Raw genomic sequence first — 21,628 nt, 5'->3', positions numbered from 1 at the left:
TTTGTTTTTACATCATCCTTTTCCGAAAGCCGGAAGCCACCTTTCGGGATGATGCTCTAGAGCGTCAGGCCGTGCTCATCTGCCCGAATCGCTCGTCCAGCGGCAGTTCGATGGCGCAGCGCAGCCGCGTCTCCCCGAGTTCGTAGTGCGTCTTGGCGTTGAGCGCGTAGGGCATCGCCTGCTCGATCAACTCGCGTCCATAGCCGCGCCGCGTCGGGCGCTGCTCCTCGCGCGGCCGGCGGATGCCCTCTTCGATCCACTCGATCAGCAGGTTTCCTCCGCCCTGCTCGTCCCGGTCGGCGCGCCATGTCACCGAGAGGCGGCCGTGCTCGGTCGTCAGGGCACCGTACTTGCGCGCGTTGGTGGCCAGTTCGTGCACGGCAAGCGCCAGGGTCTGCACCGACGCCTTGTGCAGGCGCACCGGCGGGCCGGCGACATGGATCCGGTCGGCGTCGTCGCTGCCCCCGAGAGCGTCCAACTCGGTCTGGATCAGGCTGCGCAGGGTGATCGGCTCCTGCTCCGAGCGCGACAGCAACCCCTGGACCCGCGACAGGGCGGCGAGCCGGTCGTTGAACTGCTCGCGGAAGCGCTCCGTCGGGCCGGTCTGCGCCATGGTTTGGTGGGCGATGGAGCGCACGACGCCGAGCAGGTTGCGGGTGCGGTGCTGCAGCTCGGCGACGAGAACGGTCTGGCGCTCCTGCAGATCGTGCAGATCGTGGATGTCCATGGCGGCACCGATCCACTGCGTGACCTGCCCCTCTGTGTCGAGGATCGGCGCCTGCCGCACGAGGAACCAGCGGTACCGCCCGTCGTGATGGCGGATGCGCTGCTGCACCTCGATCAGCCGCTGCTGCTCGCGTCCTGAGCGGAAGGCCTCGCGCGCCGCGTCGCGGTCGTCGGGGTGGACCGCTTCGAGCCAGCCGCCGACCTGCGATTGCTGTAGTGTCTGGCCGGTATAGGCGAGCCAAGCCTCGTTGAGGGAGTTGTGCTGCCCGCTCTCGTCGGACCGCCACAACAGGACGGGGATGAGGCTCGCCAGGGTGCGGAAGCGATCCTCGCTCTCGCGCAGGGCCGCTTGCGCGATCGCGTCGCGAAGCCGGAGCACCTCCTCCTGCGCTGCCTTCCAGGCCGAGATCTCCTTGGTGGTGATGGCCACCCCATCGCCGAGCTGCACCACGCACTGGAAGAACCAGCCGTCGAACTGCTCGTGGGCGTAGCGGCGCTCCGCGGTCGCGGGCTGGCCGGTTTCCGTGACACGCTTGAAGGTGTCGAAGATGCCCTCCTGCACCACGCCCGGGTTACGCTCCAGCAGGCTCTGCCCACTCACTTCGCCGTAGCGACTCTCGGAGGTGTGGTTGTTCAGGAGCCAGCGGAAATCGACGATCTCGCCCGCCGAATCGCGCACGGCCTTGAAGACCTGGATCATGTCCATGGAGCTGTCCATGGTCGCCTTGAACAGGTCGCGGCTTGCTTGAAGCTCCGCCGTCCGCTCTTGCACCTGGCGTTCCAGCTCGGCCCGGAAGCCGGCCTCGCTCTCGCGCAACGCCCGGTCCGCCAGCACGCGGGCCGTGCTCTCGAGCAGGGTGACCAGGATGCCCACGACCCGCTCCGCGTCGTCCCGCAGCGGGCTGTAGGTCAGCGTGAACCACGCGTCTTCGAGGCGTCCCGACCGAGACAGCGGGTAGAGCGCGTCCTCGAAGGTGACCGTCTCGCCGTTCCAGACCCGCTCGTAGATCGGCGCGTTGATGTGCCAGATCTCGGGCCAGCACGCGCGTGACGGCTGACCAAGCCCGGCCGGATGCTTCAATCCCATCAGGTCCCGGAAGCCGTCGTTGTAGACCTGGATCAGATCCCGGCCCCACAGCGCGATCATGGGGAAGCCGCAGCCGAGGATCAGGCTGATCGTGGCCCTGAGGCTGGGCGGCCAAATGTCCGCCGCACCGAGCGCCGTCGCGGCCCAGTCATGCGTCCGGATCCGCTCGGCCATCTCGCCGCGGATCGACTGCGGAGGTGGAGTGTCGCTCCCATCCATCCCGCACCTTGGCACAGCTTTCCGAAGCGTACTACGTAGACGCTGAGAACAGGACACGCCGCATTCGCGCCGCGTTCGTTACGGCATCCCTTAACTTGGTAATAGATAGATCATATCGGGGACGAACCTCGCCTCCGGGAATCGTGGCCTGTCTCGACAGATACGCTCAGTCTACGCTGCATCGAGGAGAGTCGATGCTTGACGGCTGACGGCTGATTGCCATCACCCGCGATGTCCTTGCTCCGGAACGCTTAGAAACTGCCGCTCATCGTAAAAGCCGCTGCACCGGCTTTCCTTCAGGTAGAACCGGCACGATGGGGCGTGGGGATGCGCATTGGGCCACGCGCGCCGAGGGTTCGAACCGAGCGGGCCCCGGCCATCAGAACCGCGCCGTGAGGAACAGCCGAACGTTGCGGCCCGGCAGCACCACCTCGTCCTTGCGGAAAGAGGCGGCGTTGCGGATCACGTCGTCGAGCAGGTTCGTACCGCGCAGGCCAAGCGTCACCTCGCTGAGACCATGGACCGCCGGATCGAGCGGACGGCTATAGGCGATCTCCGCCTTGAGGTCGTTGTAGCCCGGTGTCGGCGTCTCCAGCGTGCCGGTCTGGGTCTGGGCGAAGGCGTGCAGCAGGCTGAGCTGGGCGAACCAGCCGTCGGCCCGCAGGAAGACGCCGCCGCCGACGCGGTGGGGGGGAATGCGCGGCACGAAGCTGCCGTCGTCGAACTGCGCGCGCACGAAGTCGTACTGCGCACTGATGCCGGCAAACCCGTCGCCGACCGGCACGATGTCGATCTGGCTCGCGATCTCGGCACCGGCGAAGGTGGCACCGGCCTGCGAATAGGTGACCTGCCGCAGATCCCCGCCGCCGATCCCGCAAGAGTCGAAGGTGTCGCCGCAGGTGAAGCCGGTCAGGCGCTTGAAGACGAAGCCGGTATAGCGCGTGACGTAGCCGGTGGCATCAAAGCGGAACGGTCCCTCCGCCCGCCGGATCGCCACCTCGACGGTGCGGGCGCGTTCAACCTTGAGGTTCGGATCGCCGATCTCGAAGGTCGCGGAAGCCTCGTGCGGCCCGCGCGAGAACAGTTCGGGCGAGGTCGGCGCGCGCTCGACATAGGAGCCGGTCAGGCTCCCCACGAACCCGTGGGGCAGATCCTGGAGGGCAGCGAAGCTCGCGCTTTTCGGGGCAAAGCGGCGGATGCGGCGCGATTCCACCGGCTCGTCGCCGGGGCCTTCGGGCAGGAAGTCCGAGGGGAAGAGCGCCTGCGTGCCGGCGACGCGGTGGCCCTCGATGCGGCCCGCCGCCTGGAACCGCAGACCGCCGCCGAGCGCCAGTTCCTCGAACAGGTAGGCGGCCTGCAACCGTGTGTCGGTCGGGCGCAACAGGCCCCCTTCCGCCCCCGAGATGCGGAGCTTGCGCCGGTCGGCCTGGACGCCGAGCTGTCCGCTGAAGGTGCCGAACGCGGTCTCGACCGGCACGTGGTCGAACTCGATTCGTCCCTCCGCCGCACGGTTCTTGAACACCGCCTCGATTCCCTCGACACCGTTGGCGTCGGTGCCGAACTCGTTGTGGCGGTAGTTCGAGCCGCCCGCCCAGAACCGGATCGCCGCGAACGGCCCGTCCAGCGGCCGGTACTCGCCGCGGGCCTGGAGCTTGTCCTGCACCGGATCGAGGCGGGTGCGCTGCGCGGCGGAGCTGAGGCCGGGGATGCCGTAGACGGAATCGAAGTGGCTGAAGGACAATCCGACGAAGCCGCGATCGAACAGGTAGGAGGTGCCGAAGGCTCCGCCCTGCGATTCGTTGAAGGAATTGCGCTGGATGCCGAGCGGCGTGTTGTAGTCGTCCGCCACGCTCCGGAAGGCATCGGCATGGACGGCGACGTTGCCGCTGCCGGCATCGACCGTGGCGGCGGCGTTGCGGCCGTTGTCGACGGCCGAGTAGCCGGTGGTCACCCGTCCCGCGACGCCGCCGGCTGGAATGCTCGTCGGGATGCGGTTGTTCTCGACCGAGACCACCCCCCCGACCGCCTGCGAGCCGTAGCGGAGCCCCGCGGGCCCTCGGATGACCTCGATCCGGTCGTTGATCAGCGGGTTGATCGGGACGGCGTGGTCCTCGCCGAGATCGGACATGTCCTGCACGCCGGTGCCGTTCTCGAGGATGCGGACACGGTGATTGTCGAGGCCGCGGATGATCGGCCGCGAGGCCGAGCCCGGCGCGAAGCTGGTCGCGGACAGGCCCGGCTTGTCGAACAGGGCCTCACCCAGTGAGGTCGGCTGCGAGCGGGCAAGTTCGGCCCCCGAGACGACGGTGACCGTCGAGAACCGGTCGGTCACCACCGGCAGGACGCCGACCGGGTCGGCGAGCTTCGGCTCCGATCCAGCCCCATCCGGACCCGCTTTCCGAGCCGGCTTGTCCGAGACGACGCTGATCTCGTCGAGGGAGACTTCTTCCGCGTGAAGCGGCGACACGACGAGGCTGGCAATGCCGATCCCGGCGAAAGGGCCGACCCAGGAACCCGCTACATAGCGCTTTCTCGACATAAAACTTCAGCCTCGTAATTATAGCTGATGCTATAAATCCGAGCGTAGCCGTTGTCGAGCCCGAAGGAAGGCCCTGAAACGCGAAAGCGCGTCGCCCTCGTTCGAGGGCGACGCGCTGCAAGATCGATCGATGCGAGCGGTGGGTGGGTCAGTAGGCCTGCGGTTCGGGCTCGACGAGAATCTCGCGTTTTCCGGCGTGGTTGGCCGGTCCGACGAGGCCTTCGGTCTCCATCCGCTCCATCAGCGAGGCGGCGCGGTTGTAGCCGATCTGGAGACGGCGCTGGATGTAGGAGGTGGAGGCCTTCTTATCCCGCAGCACCACGGCCACCGCCTGCTCGTAGAGGTCACCGCCCTCCCCGCCGCCGCCGAACTGGCCGGCATCGAAGACGGGGCCGTCCTCGGACGCGGCGCCCCCGGCCGGGATCTCGCCCTCGTCGGCGGTGACAGCCTCGAGGTAGGAGGGACGGCCCTGGCGCTTGAGGTGGGCGACCACGGTCTCGACTTCCGAGTCCGAGCAGAACGGCCCGTGCACGCGGGTCGTGCGCCCGCCGCCGGCCATGAACAGCATGTCGCCCTGGCCCAGCAATTGCTCCGCGCCCATCTCGCCCAGGATCGTGCGGCTGTCGATCTTGCTAGTCACCTGGAAGGAGATCCGGGTCGGGAAGTTCGCCTTGATCGTGCCGGTGATGACATCGACCGAGGGGCGCTGCGTCGCCATGATCAGGTGGATGCCGGCCGCGCGCGCCATCTGCGCCAGCCGCTGGATCGCGCCCTCGATGTCCTTGCCCGCCACCATCATCAGGTCGGCCATCTCGTCGACCACGATCACGATGTAGGGCAGCGGGTTGAGGTCCATGACCTCATCCTCGTAGACCGCCTCGCCGGTGGAACGGTCGAAGCCGGTCTGCACGGTACGGGTCAGGGTCTCGCCGCGGGCGCGGGCCTCTTCGAGGCGCGCGTTGAAGCCGTCGATGTTGCGCACACCGACCTTCGACATCTTCTTGTAGCGCTCCTCCATCTCGCGCACGGCCCATTTGAGGGCGATGACCGCCTTCTTCGGATCGGTGACGACGGGGGAGAGCAGGTGCGGGATGCCGTCATAGACCGACAGTTCCAGCATCTTGGGATCGACCATGATGAGGCGACACTCCTCCGGCTTCAGCCGGTAGAGTAAGCTCAGGATCATGGTGTTGATGGCCACCGACTTGCCCGAGCCCGTGGTGCCGGCCACCAGCAGGTGGGGCATCCGGGCGAGGTCGGCGATGATCGGCTCGCCGCCGATGTTCTTGCCCAGGCACAGGGCCAGCTTCTGTTTGGTCTCGACGAAATCCTCGGAGGCGAGAAGTTCGCGCAAGAACACCGTCTCGCGCTTGGCGTTAGGCAGTTCGATGCCGATGGCGTTGCGGCCGGGGACGACGGCGACGCGGGCGGATGCGGCCGACATCGAGCGGGCGATGTCGTCGGCGAGCGCGATGACGCGGCTCGACTTGGTGCCGGGCGCCGGCTCCAGTTCGTAGAGGGTGACGACGGGGCCGGGGCGCACGGCGAGAATGTCGCCGCGCACGCCGAAGTCCTGCAGCGTCGCCTCCAGCATGGTGGCGTTCTGCTCCAACGCCTCCGCCGAAACCTCGGAGCCGGGCGCCGCCTCGCGGGGACGGGCGAGAAGCTCCAGGGCGGGCGGCCGGTACTCGCCGGCTTCCGGGCGGGGCTCGGCCGGGCGCGGACGCGCCGCCGGGGCCTGCGGCAGCGGGCGCGCAACGCGGGTGGGCGGCTCGTCGGCGGCCATATCCGCCCCGGTGCCGATCGGCGCGGGGCGCTGCGCGGCGGCACGGGTGGGCGCTTCGTCCGAATCGTCCTCTTCCGGTTCGAATTGCGGCTCGCGGCGGCCCGAGACGTCGGAACGCTCGCGGGCCTGCGGCGCCCAGGGGGCCTCCTCCGGGTCGGCGAAGGCGCGGCGCGCCGCCAGCGCGGGCGAGGCGCCGGCATAAGCGAGCCCCTCGTCCTCGTCGGGCGGGGCCTGCCAGGATTCGAGCCGGGTGCGCAGTGAGGCGCGGCCCCGCATGACGGCTTGCGCGAGCGCGCCCAGCGACAGGATGCCGAGGCTCGGCTCGTCGGCGTCGTGGCGCTCCTCGTGGGCCGAGGCCCGGCCGGAACGGGGCGCCGGGCGCGATGCACCGTAGGGCACCTCCTCGTCCTCCTCGAAGTCCGGCTTGGTCACGCGGCACGCGGCGGTGAGGCTGAGGATGGCGCAGGCCGCGAACAGGAAGCCGGCGAAGTGCGCCAGCGGCCCCACCAGCATCCGCGTGCCGGCCAGCAGCGCGTCGCCCGCGACGCCGCCCATGCCGGTGGGCAAGGGCCAGCGATCCGTCGGCGGCAGGGCGCTCGCGACCGCACTCGCGCAGAGCACCCCGACGAACCACAGAACGATGCGCAAGCCGCCATGCGGCAGGTCGCGTTCGCGCATCAACCGCACGCCCCACAGGGCGGGAGGCAGTGCGAGCGCGATCGAGCCGAGCCCGAGAAGCTGCATGGCAAGGTCGGCCACGACGGCACCGGGACGGCCGAGCACGTTGTGTGCCCGCTGGTCGGTGGCGTGGTTGAGGCTCGGGTCATTGATCGACCACGTCGCCAGGGCGACGGTCAACGCGACCGCGCCGGTGAAGAGAATCAGGCCGCCGCACTCCGTCAGCCGCTTGGCCAGGAACGGCCGCAGGCTGTCGACGAAGGTGTCGTAGGGCGACGCGGAACGGCGAAGGGAACGCATGCGCAGACCGGTCCGGTGTCAACGATCCGGTAAGGCTAATGCGGGGCGGTTAACGGGGGGCTAAGTCTGCGCCGCAAAGCGGTGGGCCGTCGGCGGCCGAGGCCCGGACCGGGGTGGCGCCTTGAAATGCAGGAAGCCCCGGATTCCTCCGAGGCTTCCAAAGCGAGGCTGTTTCCCGCCGGCGAACCGGCCCGGTTCTCATACCAAATCCGGTTCATCCCTTCGGGATGGCGGATTTGGGCTTCGCTCAAGTGCCGCGCGGGCTGGCTGATCCGGTCCCCGCTTGGATCAAGCGGAAACCGTATCAGAAGGTGAAGCCGGTCTCCATGAGGTAGCGCTCCTGCGACCGCTTGGTGCCGTCGCGGCCGAAGCCGAAGCCGGGGGTCACGTCGTAGGCCTGGACGGTCGCGAACTCGCCGCGGAGGAAGTAGCGGTCCCAGGTGAAGGTCGGGGTGATCGTGAACGAGAAGGCCGAGCTGCCCGGACCGTAGAGGACGCTGGTGCCGCCGCGGCCGGTGACCACGCCCCGCGTGCCCGACTGCTCGATGTACTCGAGACGGCCGGCGAGCGCGAAGTTGTCGGTGAAGGTGTAGCCGGCCAGCAGCGTGCCGCCCCAGGTCTCGGCGCCCTCGATCGGGGAGAAGTACCCCTCCTTGCGCGCGACGTTGGTGTACTGGAAGTACGGCGAGATGATCCACGGCCCGTTGGCGTAGGTGTAGTTCACGCTGATGATGCTGCTGTTCTGCAGCGAGTTGATCGTCGCGAACTGGAAGCGCGGGCTGCGGGTCGAGGCGTCGAAGTCGCTGAAATGCGTGCCGCCGTTGATGCCGATCGTGTTCGAGTCGTTGAGCTTGTAGGTGGCGAAGCCCGTCACCCAGTTCAGCTCACCCGAGTAGAAGCCGTCGGTCACCGCGAGCGCGGCCGCGAACGGGCCGCTGGCGTAGTTCACCTGAACGCCGTGGTTGATGAAGTTCTCCTGGTTGAACAGCAGGCCGCGGGAGATGTTCAGGTTCTGGTAGGAGAACAGCAGCTCGGAGCCGATGTTGGTGAACATCCGGCCGGCCTGGATCGACCACTCGTCGTTGATCTGCCACTTGCCGAAGGCCACCGGGATCGGGCCGAACAGCGATTCGGTCTGCTCGAACGCGGAGTAGAGCGGCAGGCCGAGCGCCGGGATCGAGTACAGGCCGGCATGGACATAGAACTGCAGCGGGCCGTCGGCCTTCTGGATCCAGCCCTGGAGGTTCGAGAAATCGACGCGGCCGAAGCGATCCTGCTCGGCGCTGGGGGAGAGGATGCCGAAGGCGTTGGTCTGGGTATAGGCGAAGCCCGTGACCGCACCGCCGACATAGATGTCGCCCAGTCCCGTGACGAAGCAGGCCGGGTTCGGGTTGGCCTTGATGAGACCGCCGAAGGTCGGGGTGGAGATCGCAGCCTTACAATGCTCCTCGACGATGACGGGCGCCGACGCGGCAGCAGGCATGTCTGCGGCGAGAACTGGGAGCGCGTTGATGCTCAGGGTGGAAAGCACCGCGCTCGCGGCCAGAAGCTTTGTTTTGATTGTCATTGCGGTCAGCCCCACATTCGATACGGCCAAGGTGCCGAACTCGCCGCCGCGCCGCAAAATGAAGTTTTGCGCAAGTGCCCATTTTTTAGTCAATTTTGGCCGAGATCAACCTACGCGCGGAAGATGTTGCCAGAAAGCAACATATTTAAAGGCGCCTTAAACTGCACAATCGCCACGGAGTCGGACGCGATCTTTACGTTTCATTGACCAATCCGGTCGTCGCGGCCGAGAGCGATCACAGCGGAAGACGGCTCGGCATCGACGGCGCTGCGCATGAAAAAGGCCCCGGCGCATCGCGCCGAGGCCCTGGTTCAGGGTGCCTGCCGAGACGGCAGGCTCTCACTCAGTAGTTGTAGGCGCGCTCGCCGTGGTCGGCGATGTCGAGCCCCTCGCGCTCTTCTTCCTGCGTCACGCGCAGGCCGATCGTCAGATCGACGAGCTTGTAGAGGATCGCCGAGCCGATGCCCGACCACAGGATGGTGAAGCCCACCGCCTTCGCCTGGATGATGACCTGGGCGACCATGTCATAGGCGCCGACGGTCAGCTCACCGGGCTTGGTGGTGTAGTCGGGGATGCCGGCGCCGCCGAGATCGGGCGAGACCAGGATACCCGTGGCGATGGCACCGAGGATGCCGCCGACGCAGTGCACGCCGAACACGTCGAGGGAGTCGTCGTAGCCCAGCGCGTTCTTCACGGTGGAGCACATCACGAAGCAGACTGCGCCTGCGGCGAGACCCAGAACGATCGAGCCCATCGGACCGGCAAAGCCCGCGGCCGGCGTGACGGCGACGAGGCCAGCAATGGCGCCCGAGAGCATGCCGAGGAGCGACGGCTTACCCTTGGCGGCCCATTCCACGAACAGCCAGGAGACGGCGGCCGCAGCGGTGGCGACGAAGGTGTTGATCATCGCCAGACCCGCGGCGCCGTTGGCTTCGAGGTTCGAACCGGCGTTGAAGCCGAACCAGCCGACCCAGAGCAGCGAGGCGCCGATCGTGGTCATGGTCAGCGAGTGCGGAGCCAGCAGGTCACGGCCGTAGCCGATGCGCTTGCCAAGCATCAGGCAGCCGACGAGGCCGGCGATGCCTGCGTTGATGTGCACGACGGTGCCGCCGGCGAAGTCGAGGGCGCCCCACTTGAAGAGCATGCCGGCATCACCCAGCACCGCGTCGTACTCGGCCTTGGCCGCAGCGTTGGCCTCGCCACCAGCGGCGGCGAGCTTGCGGGCCGCATCGGCGAAGACGTCCGGGCCGCCCCAGTACCAGACCATGTGGGCCATCGGGAAGTAGATCAGCGTGACCCAGAGGATCGTGAACACGACCAGCGCCGAGAACTTCATCCGCTCGGCGAAGGCGCCGACGATGAGGCCGGGGGTGATCATCGCGAACGTCATCTGGAAGCAGATGTAGACGTATTCGGGGATCACGACGCCATTGGAGAAGGTTGCCGCCACCGAGTTGGCGTCGACGCCCTTGAGGAAGGCCTTGGAGAACCCGCCGACGAAGTCGTTGAGGCCGCCGCCATTGGTGAAGGCGAGGCTGTAGCCGTAGGTCACCCACAGCAGGCAGACGATCGAGGCGATCGCGAAGACTTGGGTCAGCACCGAGAGCATGTTCTTGGTGCGCACGAGGCCGCCGTAGAACAGGGCGAGGCCGGGCACGGTCATCAGCAGAACGAGGATCGCCGAGAGCAGCATCCACGCCGTGTCGCCCTTGTTGGGCACCGGTGCGGCCGCAGTGACGGCGGGCTCGACCGTCGGCGCCTGCGCGAGCGACGGCTCGACGAAGAGGAGGCCGAGGGCGGCTCCTCCCAGTCCGAGCGCGAGAAGGTTACGAAGTTTCATGGACAGGAAGCTCCTGATCGCAGTGCGTCGAGCGTTGAGGAGAAGGGGTGGGCGGCGCGGCCGGGCGCGTTCCGCCGGAACGGGTGAAGTGCTGTCAGGGCATCGAAGAGGATTGCGATGCGGGACAGGGTGTCAGAGCGCGTCCGCGTCGGTCTCGCCGGTCCGGATGCGAACCGCCTTTTCCAGCGGCATCACGAAGATCTTGCCGTCGCCGATCTGTCCGGTGCGGGCAGCGCCCGCGATCGCGTCGATCACGCTCGTCACGAGGTCGGCCGAGACCGCAACCTCGATCTTGAGCTTGGGCAGGAAGCTCACGGCATACTCGGCTCCGCGATAGATCTCGGTGTGGCCCTTCTGCCGGCCGTAGCCCTTGACCTCGGTCACGGTCAGACCGTGCACGCCTATGCCGGTCAGAGCGTCGCGGACCTCCTCCAACTTGAACGGCTTGATGATCGCCATCACGATTTTCATGGGCGGCGCCCCCTTTGTCCTGTCGTCTCACCGCCGGCCGCGCACGGGCCGAGACTCGGCGGTTCCGCGGGGATCGGAATGACCCCGCAGCCGGGCGCCCTCATTCAAGGACCGTGCCAAGCGGAACCATTTCCGCTTTCGCCTTGCTGCTCAGATCGTAAGCGACCTTTGGCGCCCCTTCGCGCAGCGATCCTGCAAAAACTGCACTTTAAATAGGCATATCGTTTCTTCGCACGGCAGAATGCGCGCGAACCGGTCTGTTTCAGGCGCGCCGGGGACGGATCAGCCCTTCCTGTGCAACGGAGGCGACGAGCCGCCCTTCCTCGTCGTGGAACGTGCCGCGGGCAAAGCCCAGAGCGCCCGAGGCGCTCGGGCTCTCCTGCGAATAGAGCAGCCAGGAATCGGCCCGGAACGGGCGGTGGAACCACAGGGCGTGGTCGAGGCTCGCCGACTGGATGTCGGGGTCGAACACCGTGCGGCCATGGGGGATCAGCGTGGAATCGAGCAGCGTCATGTCCGAGGCATAGGCCAGCACCGCCCGGTGCACCGCGCAATCGTCCGGCAGAGGCTTCGTCGCGCGCATCCAGACATGGTAGCGCGCGGGCCGCGGGGTGCGGTCGCGATAGCGCTCGGCCTCGACCGGCCGCAGCTCGATCGGCCAGGCTTGCGTGAAGTAGGCCAGCATAGGCTCGGGCACGATGCTGGCACCATCCCGCACGAGGGCTCGCGCATCCGCGAGGTCGCCCGGTCCCGGCACGTCGGGACGACCGGCGGCGTGATCGACGCCGGGCTCCGTGACGTGGAACGAGACCGACATGGCGAAGATCGCCCGCCCCTTCTGGATCGCCTTGACCCGGCGCGTGGTGAAGCTGCCGCCGTCGCGGATGCGCTCGACCTCGTAGACGATCGGCACCGCCGGATCGCCGCCGAGGAGGAAGTAGGCGTGCAGGGAGTGCGGCGGGCGTGAGGCCTCAACCGTGCGGGAGGCCGCGACGAGCGCCTGCGCCACGACCTGCCCCCCGAACACCCGCGGCCAGCCGATGCGCGGGCTGGTGCCGCGGAACAGATCGGTTTCGAGGCGTTCCAGGTCGAGAATCGCGAGGAGCGTATCGACGGGATCCGGCCTGAGGGTATCGGACATGAGGACTTCTGCGGCTCTGCGACGACGGCATCCCCCCGGTTCGGGGCACGCCCGACGCACATAGCGGCTTGTCCCGGCGATGCCATTCCCGACGTGCCGGTCCCGGCGATACCGGAGCCCGGAGGTGTCAGAGGGGAGGCCCGCGTCCCGTTGGCCCTCCCGTGATGCGTGCGGGATGCGGGCAGGCTATGGAACGGAAGGATCAGACGCGACGCCGGCCCCGGACCGGAGGAAGAGGAACGCCGATGAGCACCACGGATCGCCGCACCGGACGCCGCCTGCTCGTCGCCGGAGCGGGCATCGCCAGCCTCGTCCTGGCAGTCGCCCTGAAGCGGGCGCACGGGCCGGCGCTCGACGTGGCCGTGTGCGATCCCGGCTTGGAGGCCGGCGCCGCGCGCCATCGCGGGCGTGCCTATGCCGTCGCGGCGGGGCCGCGGCGGATGTTCGAGCAGCTCGGGCTCTGGGCGCGGATCGAACCGGCGGCGGAGCCGATGCGGGGGCTGGTCATCAGCGACAGCCGGGTCGGCGATCCGGTGCGGCCGGTCTTCCTCACCTTCGGCGACGGGACGGAGGCGCGCGACGCGGGCGAACCCTTCGCCCACATGGTCGAGGCCGAGCCGATGGTCGCCGTTCTGCTCGACGCCGCGCGGGAAACGGGCGTCCGCCTCGTCGCCCTGGGCGTCGCCGCCGCTGTTCCGGGTCCGCGGGCGACCCGGGTGACTCTGAGCGATGGCAGCGTCGAGGAGGTCGCACTCGTGGTCGCCGCCGACGGGTCGCGCTCGGCGCTGCGCGAGGCCGCCGGCATCGGCTGGGTCGGCTGGTCCTACCCGCAATCGGGTATCGTCGCGACGATTCAGCATGCCCGCGACCATGAGGGCCGCGCCTTCGAGCATTTCCTGCCGAGCGGCCCCTTCGCGATCCTGCCGCTGAAGGCGGGCGGCGCGCTCGGCCACCGCTCCTCCATCGTTTGGACCGAGCGCAGCGCCGACGTGCCGGCCCTGCTCGGCGGGGATGCCGCCGAGACGCTGGCCGAGATCGAGCGCCGGTTCGGGGCCGAACTCGGCACCATCGCCCTGGAGCAGGGCCCGAGCGCGCATCCACTGCATCTCGGCCTCGCGCGCAGCTTTAGGGCGCCCCGCCTCGCGCTGCTGGGGGACGCCGCCCACGTCATCCATCCGCTGGCGGGCCAGGGGCTCAATCTCGGCCTCGCCGGGGCGGCGGCCCTGGCCGAGGCGGTGACCGGCGCCCTGCGGCTCGGGCTCGATCCCGGCGCGGATGCGGTTTTGCGCGATTACGAGCAGGCGCGCCGCTTCGATTCCGTAGCGATGGCGGCGGCGACCGACGGGCTCAACCGCTTGTTCTCGAACGACAGCATGGCGCTGCGGCTCACCCGCGACTTCGGCCTCGGCCTCGTCGATCGGATGCCGGGCCTGAAGCGCTTCTTCATCGGCCAGGCATCGGCGGGGCGAAGCGGGACCCCGCGCCTGTTGCGGGGTGAAGCCCTATGAGGCGCTCTTAAGGATCTCGACCGAACGGCTCGCCCCGGCGCGCGGGCGGCCCCTTGCCGGTCACGGCTTACGCAGGCGGGAGAATTGCCACGTCAGCATCATGCTTGAGGCCATCAAGGCAGCGTACAGCATGTGAAGAAGCGGACCGTCTTGCATCGGCTCAATCCTGCGGACGTGGCGGCGCCAGGGCAGGATGAGGTCTGGCAACAACCGGGCCAACCTTCGGCGGGGCGCGTCCGACGACGACGCTCCGGCGGCCGAGCGGTCGCGGGCTCGCGTGTTTCGACGGCTCGATAAAGGCGTGGCCTCGGGCCGCGTCCGCCGCCTACGGCGAAACCGGATCGGGCAGCGCGAACGCCTTGGCGGAGAGCAGGCGCGTCAGGGTCGCAAGCAGATCGGTCTGGGTGATGATCCCCAGCACGCGCCGGTCTTCGGCGGTAACGACGACCGCGTGGGCGTGACCGTCCGTCAGGTCGCTCACCAACGCGATCACCGGGTCGTCCGGCCCGGCGGTTCTGGCCTCGGACATCACCTGCGCCAGTCCCACCTCGCCGTGCAGCGTCAGCTCGCGCAGGCCGATCGTGCCGGCGAGCCGGCCTGCCCCGTCGATGACGGGAAGCGTCCTGATGTTGTGGGCGATCAGAAGCTCACGTGCCCGCTCGGCGCTGCCATCGAGCCCGATGGTGACGACGTCGCGTGACATCACCTCGCCGCAGGTGAGATCCCCCCGTGCGCGCACGAGCGCATGGCGTTCGACCTGCCGGAGCAGGCGGTCGAGATCGGCGCGGTCGATGTCCAGCGTCTCGTCCAGAGCGACCAGGGCCGCATCGACGTCTTCAGGCCGGAAGCCGACCCGGAGCGGGGCCGGCAAATCCCCCGTCCCATGCGTGTTCACCGGCGGGGCGACCGCAACGTGCGGGTAGTTGCGGCGCGACAGCTTGTGAAAGCCGATGCCGAGCGCAACCAGAATGACCGAGTTCAGCCCGACCGGGAAAAGCGGGAACAGGAAGCCCGCCGACGTGACCGCCGGGCCGCCAATGAGCGCGGTCAAGGCGGCGGCCCCGCCGGGCGGGTGAAGACACCGGGTCAGCGACATCGCCGCGATCGCAAGGGAGACGCCGACGCCGATCGCAATGACGGGATCCGGGATGAGGTACGCGGCGAGCACACCCATGAAGGCGGAAATGGTGTTGCCACCAATGACCGACCAGGGCTGGGCGAGCGGACTGGCGGGCACGGCGAAGATCAGCACCGCCGACGCCCCCATCGGCGCGACGATCAGCGGGATGTGGGGGCCTTCTCCGAAGAACCAGCCGCAAACGAGGCCGGTGAGCGTGATGCCCGCAAGAGCACCCAGGCACGCGATCAGACGCTCACGCAGGGTCGCCCCGGCCAGGATCGGCCTGAACAAGCGGACTCCGTGCGATCGTGCGGCGCGTTGATCCGGGCCACGGGGGTTGGGCATCCTCGCGCGTTCCTCAGTCTCTCAATCGATGCCAGTGAACGCGAACTCTCCGGGCAGATTCCCCACCGACCCTCCCCACGCACTGGCATACCACATACAAGCTGATGGATCATCGCCGGAATTGCAACATGCATAGGCATGCTGCCCTTCGGCAAGGCATGCCGGGCCGGCCTTGCACCGCTAAGGATACAGCGCCGCCGTCCCACGGCCGCAGCGCCTGAAGCCAACACGGGCTCTCAACCGCATTTGCGGCCACCCAATTTTTCGTTCATGTAGCGGCACCGCGCGCCGGGCGCGTCCGCGCGCCGATCTGCCACCCGAACGCATCGGGACTTTGAACCTATGGCTACACCGGAATTCGACCTGGGCGACATCAAGCGCCGCATGCAGGGTGCCGTCAGTTCTCTGAGCAAGGATCTGGGATCGCTGCGCACGGGCCGCGCGACACCGAGCCTGCTCGATCCGATCCAGGTCGAGGCCTACGGCTCTTCGATGCCGATGGCCCAGGTCGCGACTGTCAGCGTGCCGGAGCCGCGGCTTCTCTCGATCTCGGTCTGGGACCGCTCGATGGTCACCAACGTCGAGAAGGCGATCCGCGAATCCGATCTCGGCCTCAACCCGATGACGGAAGGCCAGACCATCCGCCTGCGCATCCCCGAGATGAACGAGCAGCGCCGCAAGGAAATGGTCAAGGTCGCCCACAAGTACACGGAGGAGGCCCGCGTCGCCGTGCGCCACGTCCGCCGCGACGGGCTCGACATCCTCAAGAAGCTGGAGAAGGACGGCGCCATCAGCGAGGACGACGAGAAGCGTCAGGCCACCGAGGTGCAGAAGGCCACCGACGACGCGATCAACGAGATCGACGGCGTGCTGGCGAGCAAGGAAAAGGAAATCATGCAGGTCTGACACCCGGCCTGCATTGAACGAAGACGGGTGGGGCCGCGCCGAACCGCGGCGGCGAGAGGGGGAGGCTGCGTTGGTTCGCTCGGAAGGCGCGCGGCAGATCGGGGAGGCGGCCGGAGCCGCCCCCGGAAGCGCGGGACAGCCGGCGCCACGCCACGTCGCCATCATCATGGACGGCAACGGCCGCTGGGCGGCGAGCCGAGGGCTGCCCCGCTTCGAAGGTCATCGCCGCGGCGTCGAGGCGGTCCGCCGAACGGTGCGCTCCGCGATCACCCTCGGCATCGACTATCTCACGATCTACAGCTTCTCCTCCGAGAATTGGCGCCGCCCGCCCTCGGAGATTTCCGAGCTGATGGGCCTGCTCAAGCTGTTCGTCCGCGGTGATCTCGCCGACCTGCACGCCAACAACGTCCGCATCCGGATCATCGGCGACCGTGCCGACCTCTCGGCGGACATCAAGAGCCTGCTCGACGAAGCAGAGGCGCGCACCTGCGCCAATACCGGCCTGACCCTGGTCGTCGCCTTCAATTACGGCGGGCGTCAGGAAATCCTGCGCGCCGTACGGCGCATCGCGGCGGCCGTCGCCGAGGGCCGGCTGCAGCCCAACGCGATCGAGCTGCCGACCATCACCGAGGCGCTCGACACCGCCGGCATTCCCGACCCGGACCTCGTGATCCGCACCTCGGGCGAGCAGCGCCTCTCGAACTTTCTGACATGGCAGACGGCCTATGCCGAGTACGTGATCGAGCCGGGCTTCTGGCCGGATTTCGACCACACCGCGTTCCTCGCCGCCGTCAGCGAGTACCACCGCCGCGACCGCCGCTTCGGCGGCCTCAGCGCCGGAGCCGGCTGATGGCGGGCGACGAAGCGGTTTCCCCGGCCCGGCGCGCGCCCTTCGCCAACCGTGAATTCGGCCTGCGCGTCGCCTCGGCGCTGGTGCTCGGCGCAGTCGTGCTCGGCACGCTCCTCGTCGGCGGCTGGGCCTTTGCCGGCGTCTGGCTGATCGCGGGTGTCGTCGGCGCCGCCGAATGGCTCGCCATGACGCGCTCCGAGCCGTTGCTGCCGCTGCTTGGGGTGACCGGGGCGACGCTGTTTGCCGTGCTCGTCACGGTGCTGCTCGGCGCGCCTGTCTGGGTTCCCGCTCTCCTCCTGGTCGCCGGCAGCCTCGGTCTCTTCGCCCTCGGGCACGGCCCGGGCCGGCGCAAGCCGATCTGGGGCCTGCTCGGCGGTGCGGTGGTCGCCCTGGTGCCGATGTTGCTGCGGATCGACCCCGCGATCGGCATCGTCGGTCCGGCCTGGATGTTCGCGGTGGTCTGGTCCACCGACAGCGTCGCCTACTTCACCGGCCGCCTCATCGGCGGGCCGAAGCTGATGCCGCGGGTGAGCCCGAAGAAGACATGGTCCGGCGCGCTCGGCGGCCTCGCCGCGGGAATCGTCGGCGGAACGCTCACCGTGCTCATCGCCCGCAGCCAGGGCTGGGACGCGCTGCCTGCCGTCTCGCTCTCCCTGGTCGCAGCGCTGAGCGGCCTCGCCTCGATCCTGTCGCAGGGAGGCGATCTCGTTGAGTCCGCCCTCAAGCGGCGCTACGGCGTCAAGGATTCCGGCCGCTCGATCCCCGGCCATGGCGGCGTCATGGACCGGCTCGACGGCTTCTTCGCCGTGGCCGGGCTCGCCGGCCTGTGCCTTGCCGCCCTGCGGCTCCTGACTGCCTGAACGGAACTGATCCCGTGAGCCTCACCGTCACCGTCCTCGGCGCCACCGGCTCGATCGGCCGCTCGACCACGGACCTCCTGTCCCAGCATGCGGGCCGCTTCCGCGTCGGCGCCCTCGTCGGCGGCAAGGATGCCGCGTCGCTGGCCAAGCTCGCCCTGGAGATGCGGCCGGATTTCGCGGCACTCGCCGACGAGAGCGCCGGCCCGGCTTTGGCCGAGGCGCTCGCGGGCTCCGGCATCCCGAACGGGGCCGGCGAGAATGCGGTGCTGGAGGCGGTCGCCCGCGAGGCCGACATCGTCGTCGCGGCGGTGAGCGGCGCGGCGGGCCTGAAGCCGACCCACGCCGCGCTCCGGCTCGGGCGCACCATCGCGCTTGCCAACAAGGAGAGCCTCGTCTGCGCGGGTGATGCCTTCATGCGCGACGCGAGCCGCTACGGCGCCCGCATCCTGCCGGTGGATTCCGAGCACAACGCGCTGGCCCAGGCACTGGGCGACGGCCGCGTGTCCGACATCGCCCGGATGACGCTGACCGCCTCGGGCGGCCCGTTCCGCACCTGGACCCGCGAGCGCATCGCCGCCGCGACCCCGGCCGAGGCCGCCGCCCACCCGACCTGGTCGATGGGCATGAAGATCAACATCGATTCCGCCTCCCTGATGAACAAGGGGCTGGAGCTGATCGAGGCCCACCACCTCTTCGCCATCGAGGCCGAACGGCTCGACGTGATCGTCCACCCGCAATCGATCGTGCACGGCCTGATCGCGTGGCGCGACGGGGCGGTGACGGCGGGGCTGGCCATGCCCGACATGCGCGTGCCGATCGCCCACTGCCTCGGCCTCGGCGACCGCCTGGAGATCGCCCGCGGCCGTCCGCTCGATCTCGCCGTCACCGGCAGCCTCACCTTCGAGCCGGCCGACGAGGCGCGCTTCCCCTGCCTGCGCGTCGCCCGCGCGGCGCTCGCCGAGGGCGGCGCGGCCCCCACCGTGATGAACGCCGCCAACGAGATCGCGGTCGCCGCCTTCATCCGCGGGGCCATCCCGTTCTACGGCATCGCCGAACTGGTGGAGCGGGCAGTCGAGCACTTCGCCGCCGAGTTCCGCCGGGCGCCGGAGGACGTGGAGGAGGCGCTGGCCATCGACGCGCGGGTGCGCGCCTGGAGCCTGGAGACGGTGCCCGCCGCCCGGGCTGCGGGCTGAGGCGGAAATTAACCTTTACGAAGTGTTGTCGGGGATGGAGAGCGAGGCCCCAGGGGTTGCGCGCGCGATTAGATCTCGCGCTCGAACGTGAGGCGTGCGACGATCCGCGACTTGCCGGCCATGGGCTCGCCCTGTCAGGGCGGACGGTTGAGACTGGGACTCGCGCATGACGCGCACGGATCCCATACGTGGGTCGCGGCCTGAAGGATAACGGCCATGGAATTCTTGAGCGGCATGGGCGGCAACGCCGCCGGCTTCTTCGGCGCGGTGATCCCGTTCCTGATCGTGCTGACGATCGTCGTTTTCGTGCACGAAATGGGCCATTTCCTGGTCGGGCGCTGGTGCGGCGTCGGCGTCACCGCCTTCTCCATCGGCTTCGGCCCGGAGATCATCGGCTTCAACGATCGGCGTGGCACCCGCTGGAAGCTCTCGGCGATCCCGCTTGGCGGCTACGTGAAGTTCGTCGGCGACGCCAACGGCGCCAGCGTGCCCGACCCTGAGGCGGTCGCCCGCATGAGCCCGCACGAGCGGGCGGTGAGCTTCCCGACCCAGCCCGTGGCTAAGCGCGCGGCCATCGTCGCCGCCGGCCCCATCGCCAACTTCATCCTGGCCATCGCCGTCTTCGCGGGCGCGATCTATGTCGGCGGGCGCTACGAGACGCCGGCCCGCGTCGAGGCGGTGCAGCCGAACAGCGCCGCCGCGCGTGCTGGCTTCCAGCCCGGCGACGTGATCCGCACCATCGACGGCCAGACGGTCAACACCTTCAACGACATGCAGCGCGTCGTCTCGGCCGCCGCCGGCTCCTCGCTGGCGGTGACCGTGGACCGCTCCGGCCAGGTTCAGACCCTGACCGCCGTGCCGGACATGATCGAGGAGCGCACGCCCTTCGGCCGCCACCGCTTCGGCCGGCTCGGCATCAACGGGCCCAACGCCGGCGCGGCCAAGCTCGTGCATTACGGCCCGCTCGAATCCCTGAAGCTCGGCGTGCACGAGACCGCCTTCGTGGTGGAGCGCACCTTCGACTACATCGGCAAGCTCGTCACCGGCCGCGAATCCGCCGACCAGCTCTCCGGCCCGATCGGCATTGCCCGCGTCTCGGGCGAGGTGGCGCGCGTCGGCGGCGTCGGCGGGCTGATCGGTCTGGTCGCGCTCCTGTCGGTCTCGATCGGGCTGCTCAACCTGTTCCCGATTCCGCTCCTCGATGGGGGGCACCTGATGTTCTACGCCTTCGAGGCGGTGCGCGGCCGCCCCCTGAGCGAGCGGGCGCAGGAGATCGGATTCCGCATCGGGCTGGCCTTCGTGCTGATGCTGATGCTGTTCGCCGCCTGGAACGACATCCTCAATCTCGGCGCCTCGCTGAGCCAGCGCGGCACCTGATCGACGCCCCTTCCCTGCCCCCTCTCCGCCCTGTATCGACGGCCCAGCGAGCCCCGCCGGGCCGTTCGCTTTTGCGGTGAACGCCGCCTTACTGCGATCAGAACGCGAACCGGAAAGTTGTGTTCTCGATCATATTTACGCCCTATTCACGCTAATCTGAGATCCCGTGAAAAGGTGCTTCGTCGTTAAGTGGCGCGAAGGCCACGACCCCTCAAAATCCCGGTATGTCGGACGGCCGCCGCGTTTGCTTCGTGGGGGAATCCCGATACAAGCGTGGCCGGGACCAGAGGGCGGTGAGCCTTAAGGGCGGCTGCCTGCGGGTGCGAACCCGTGCTGAGACAAAAAGAGACGGGCGATTACATGATGTCGATGACGGGAAAGCGCCGGCGAAAGTCGGCGGAGCGTGCCATCGTTCTGGTCGCCACCGCCGCCACCGTGATCCTCGGCGGCGCGGCCGCGCAGGCGCAGCAGGTCGTCGTCGAAGGCAACCGCCGGGTCGATTCCGACACGATTCGCTCCTACGTCACCGGCACCGCCACCGGGTCTCCCGAGGAGGCGCGGCGCAACCTGCTCGCCACCGGCCTTTTCTCCGACGTGCAGGTCTCCGGACGCGGCGGCACCACCGTGGTGCGCGTGCGTGAGAACAGCGTCGTCGGCCGTGTCTTCTTCGAGGGCAACAAGAAGGTCGAGAAGGCGACGCTCGAGAGCGTCGTCGAGACCAAGGACCGCGGCGCCCTGAGCCCGGCGGTGATCGCTGCCGACGTCGAGCGCATCCGCGACGTCTACAAGCGTTCGGGCCGCGGCACCGCCAAGGTCAGCTACCGCCTCGTCGACCTGCCCAGCGGACGCTCCGACGTCGTCTTCGCCATCGACGAGGGCGACAAGACCGGCATCCGCGAGATCCACTTCATTGGCAACAGCGCCTACTCGGAAAAGACCCTCAAGGGGCTGATGTCTTCGTCCGAGATGAACTTTCTCTCGTTCATCAAGACCTCCGACGTCTACGATCCCGACCGCATCTCCGCCGACCTCGACATCGTTCGCCGGTACTACCTCAAGAACGGCTACGCCGACTTCCGCGTCGTCAACGCCGACGCCCGCTACGTCGAGACCGG

General features: G+C 68.7%; 15 protein-coding genes. 7 read left to right on the top strand and 8 right to left on the bottom strand.

Annotated elements, in window-relative coordinates; translation table 11 throughout:
* Positions 1–64: 64 nt before the first annotated feature.
* From MKK50_RS09085 to MKK50_RS09055, 7 genes are all read right to left on the bottom strand, one after another.
* Positions 65–2,032, bottom strand: a complete 1,968-nt coding sequence (locus MKK50_RS09085; protein WP_499021796.1) for a PAS domain-containing HWE histidine kinase family protein — start codon at positions 2,030–2,032, stop codon at positions 65–67.
* A gap of 379 nt (positions 2,033–2,411) precedes the next feature.
* A complete protein-coding gene (locus tag MKK50_RS09080) occupies positions 2,412–4,571 on the bottom strand; it encodes a TonB-dependent receptor (RefSeq protein ID WP_499021795.1) in 2,160 nt (719 codons plus the stop codon).
* Positions 4,572–4,719: 148 nt separating this feature from the next.
* On the bottom strand, positions 4,720–7,335 hold the full coding sequence (locus MKK50_RS09075) for a DNA translocase FtsK (RefSeq protein WP_499021793.1): 2,616 nt from the start codon (positions 7,333–7,335) through the stop codon (positions 4,720–4,722).
* A gap of 304 nt (positions 7,336–7,639) precedes the next feature.
* A complete protein-coding gene (locus tag MKK50_RS09070; protein ID WP_253372874.1) occupies positions 7,640–8,902 on the bottom strand; it encodes an outer membrane beta-barrel protein in 1,263 nt (420 codons plus the stop codon).
* Between the two features lie 343 nt (positions 8,903–9,245).
* Positions 9,246–10,742 carry an ammonium transporter gene (locus MKK50_RS09065; RefSeq protein ID WP_253372875.1) on the bottom strand — a complete coding sequence of 499 codons (1,497 nt, stop codon included), beginning with the start codon at positions 10,740–10,742 and terminating at the stop codon, positions 9,246–9,248.
* Positions 10,743–10,874: 132 nt separating this feature from the next.
* Entirely contained in the window at positions 10,875–11,213 is a 339-nt protein-coding gene (locus MKK50_RS09060; protein WP_253372876.1) for a P-II family nitrogen regulator, read from the bottom strand.
* Positions 11,214–11,475: 262 nt separating this feature from the next.
* Entirely contained in the window at positions 11,476–12,354 is an 879-nt protein-coding gene (locus MKK50_RS09055; RefSeq protein WP_253372877.1) for an acyl-CoA thioesterase, read from the bottom strand.
* Positions 12,355–12,599: 245 nt separating this feature from the next.
* Between MKK50_RS09055 and MKK50_RS09050 the strand changes: the two genes are divergently transcribed.
* Entirely contained in the window at positions 12,600–13,862 is a 1,263-nt protein-coding gene (locus MKK50_RS09050) for an FAD-dependent monooxygenase (protein WP_499021791.1), read from the top strand.
* A 325-nt stretch (positions 13,863–14,187) separates the two neighbouring features.
* On the opposite strand, the gene MKK50_RS09045 is transcribed toward MKK50_RS09050, so the two are convergent.
* Positions 14,188–15,327 (bottom strand): HPP family protein, encoded by a 1,140-nt coding sequence (locus MKK50_RS09045; RefSeq protein ID WP_499021790.1) that lies wholly within the window; start codon positions 15,325–15,327, stop codon positions 14,188–14,190.
* Positions 15,328–15,669: 342 nt separating this feature from the next.
* Here MKK50_RS09045 and frr point away from each other — a divergent pair, with 342 nt between their 5' ends.
* The 6 genes from frr to MKK50_RS09015 form a co-directional block, all read left to right on the top strand.
* Positions 15,670–16,233 carry a ribosome recycling factor gene (frr, locus tag MKK50_RS09040; RefSeq protein WP_253372881.1) on the top strand — a complete coding sequence of 188 codons (564 nt, stop codon included), beginning with the start codon at positions 15,670–15,672 and terminating at the stop codon, positions 16,231–16,233.
* Between the two features lie 70 nt (positions 16,234–16,303).
* A complete protein-coding gene (locus tag MKK50_RS09035) occupies positions 16,304–17,083 on the top strand; it encodes an isoprenyl transferase (RefSeq protein WP_499021788.1) in 780 nt (259 codons plus the stop codon).
* Positions 17,083–17,943, top strand: a complete 861-nt coding sequence (locus MKK50_RS09030; protein WP_499021786.1) for a phosphatidate cytidylyltransferase — start codon at positions 17,083–17,085, stop codon at positions 17,941–17,943. Before MKK50_RS09035 ends, MKK50_RS09030 begins: the two co-directional genes overlap by 1 nt.
* A 14-nt stretch (positions 17,944–17,957) precedes the next feature.
* Complete coding sequence (gene dxr, locus MKK50_RS09025; RefSeq protein ID WP_499021784.1) at positions 17,958–19,136, top strand: 1-deoxy-D-xylulose-5-phosphate reductoisomerase; 1,179 nt, start codon at positions 17,958–17,960, stop codon at positions 19,134–19,136.
* 216 nt (positions 19,137–19,352) lie between these two features.
* Complete coding sequence (gene rseP, locus MKK50_RS09020; RefSeq protein ID WP_253372889.1) at positions 19,353–20,513, top strand: RIP metalloprotease RseP; 1,161 nt, start codon at positions 19,353–19,355, stop codon at positions 20,511–20,513.
* Positions 20,514–20,873: 360 nt separating this feature from the next.
* A partial coding sequence (locus MKK50_RS09015; RefSeq protein WP_499021783.1) for a POTRA domain-containing protein occupies positions 20,874–21,628 on the top strand: 755 nt, incomplete at its 3' end.

Origin of the sequence: Methylobacterium sp. J-043 (assembly GCF_022829505.1) — a bacterium.
Classification (GTDB): Bacteria; Pseudomonadota; Alphaproteobacteria; order Rhizobiales; family Beijerinckiaceae; genus Methylobacterium; species Methylobacterium extorquens_A.
This window is presented reverse-complemented; position numbering and strand designations above follow the sequence as displayed.

Coding starts and splice junctions, on each gene's coding strand:
- MKK50_RS09085 (WP_499021796.1), bottom strand. CDS start 2,032: ATGGATGGGAGCGACACTCCACCTCCGCAGTCGATCCGCGGCGAGATG.
- MKK50_RS09050 (WP_499021791.1), top strand. CDS start 12,600: ATGAGCACCACGGATCGCCGCACCGGACGCCGCCTGCTCGTCGCCGGA.
- MKK50_RS09075 (WP_499021793.1), bottom strand. CDS start 7,335: ATGCGTTCCCTTCGCCGTTCCGCGTCGCCCTACGACACCTTCGTCGAC.
- MKK50_RS09060 (WP_253372876.1), bottom strand. CDS start 11,213: ATGAAAATCGTGATGGCGATCATCAAGCCGTTCAAGTTGGAGGAGGTC.
- MKK50_RS09045 (WP_499021790.1), bottom strand. CDS start 15,327: ATGCCCAACCCCCGTGGCCCGGATCAACGCGCCGCACGATCGCACGGA.
- MKK50_RS09030 (WP_499021786.1), top strand. CDS start 17,083: ATGGCGGGCGACGAAGCGGTTTCCCCGGCCCGGCGCGCGCCCTTCGCC.
- MKK50_RS09065 (WP_253372875.1), bottom strand. CDS start 10,742: ATGAAACTTCGTAACCTTCTCGCGCTCGGACTGGGAGGAGCCGCCCTC.
- frr (WP_253372881.1), top strand. CDS start 15,670: ATGGCTACACCGGAATTCGACCTGGGCGACATCAAGCGCCGCATGCAG.
- MKK50_RS09080 (WP_499021795.1), bottom strand. CDS start 4,571: ATGTCGAGAAAGCGCTATGTAGCGGGTTCCTGGGTCGGCCCTTTCGCC.
- MKK50_RS09070 (WP_253372874.1), bottom strand. CDS start 8,902: ATGACAATCAAAACAAAGCTTCTGGCCGCGAGCGCGGTGCTTTCCACC.
- MKK50_RS09055 (WP_253372877.1), bottom strand. CDS start 12,354: ATGTCCGATACCCTCAGGCCGGATCCCGTCGATACGCTCCTCGCGATT.
- rseP (WP_253372889.1), top strand. CDS start 19,353: ATGGAATTCTTGAGCGGCATGGGCGGCAACGCCGCCGGCTTCTTCGGC.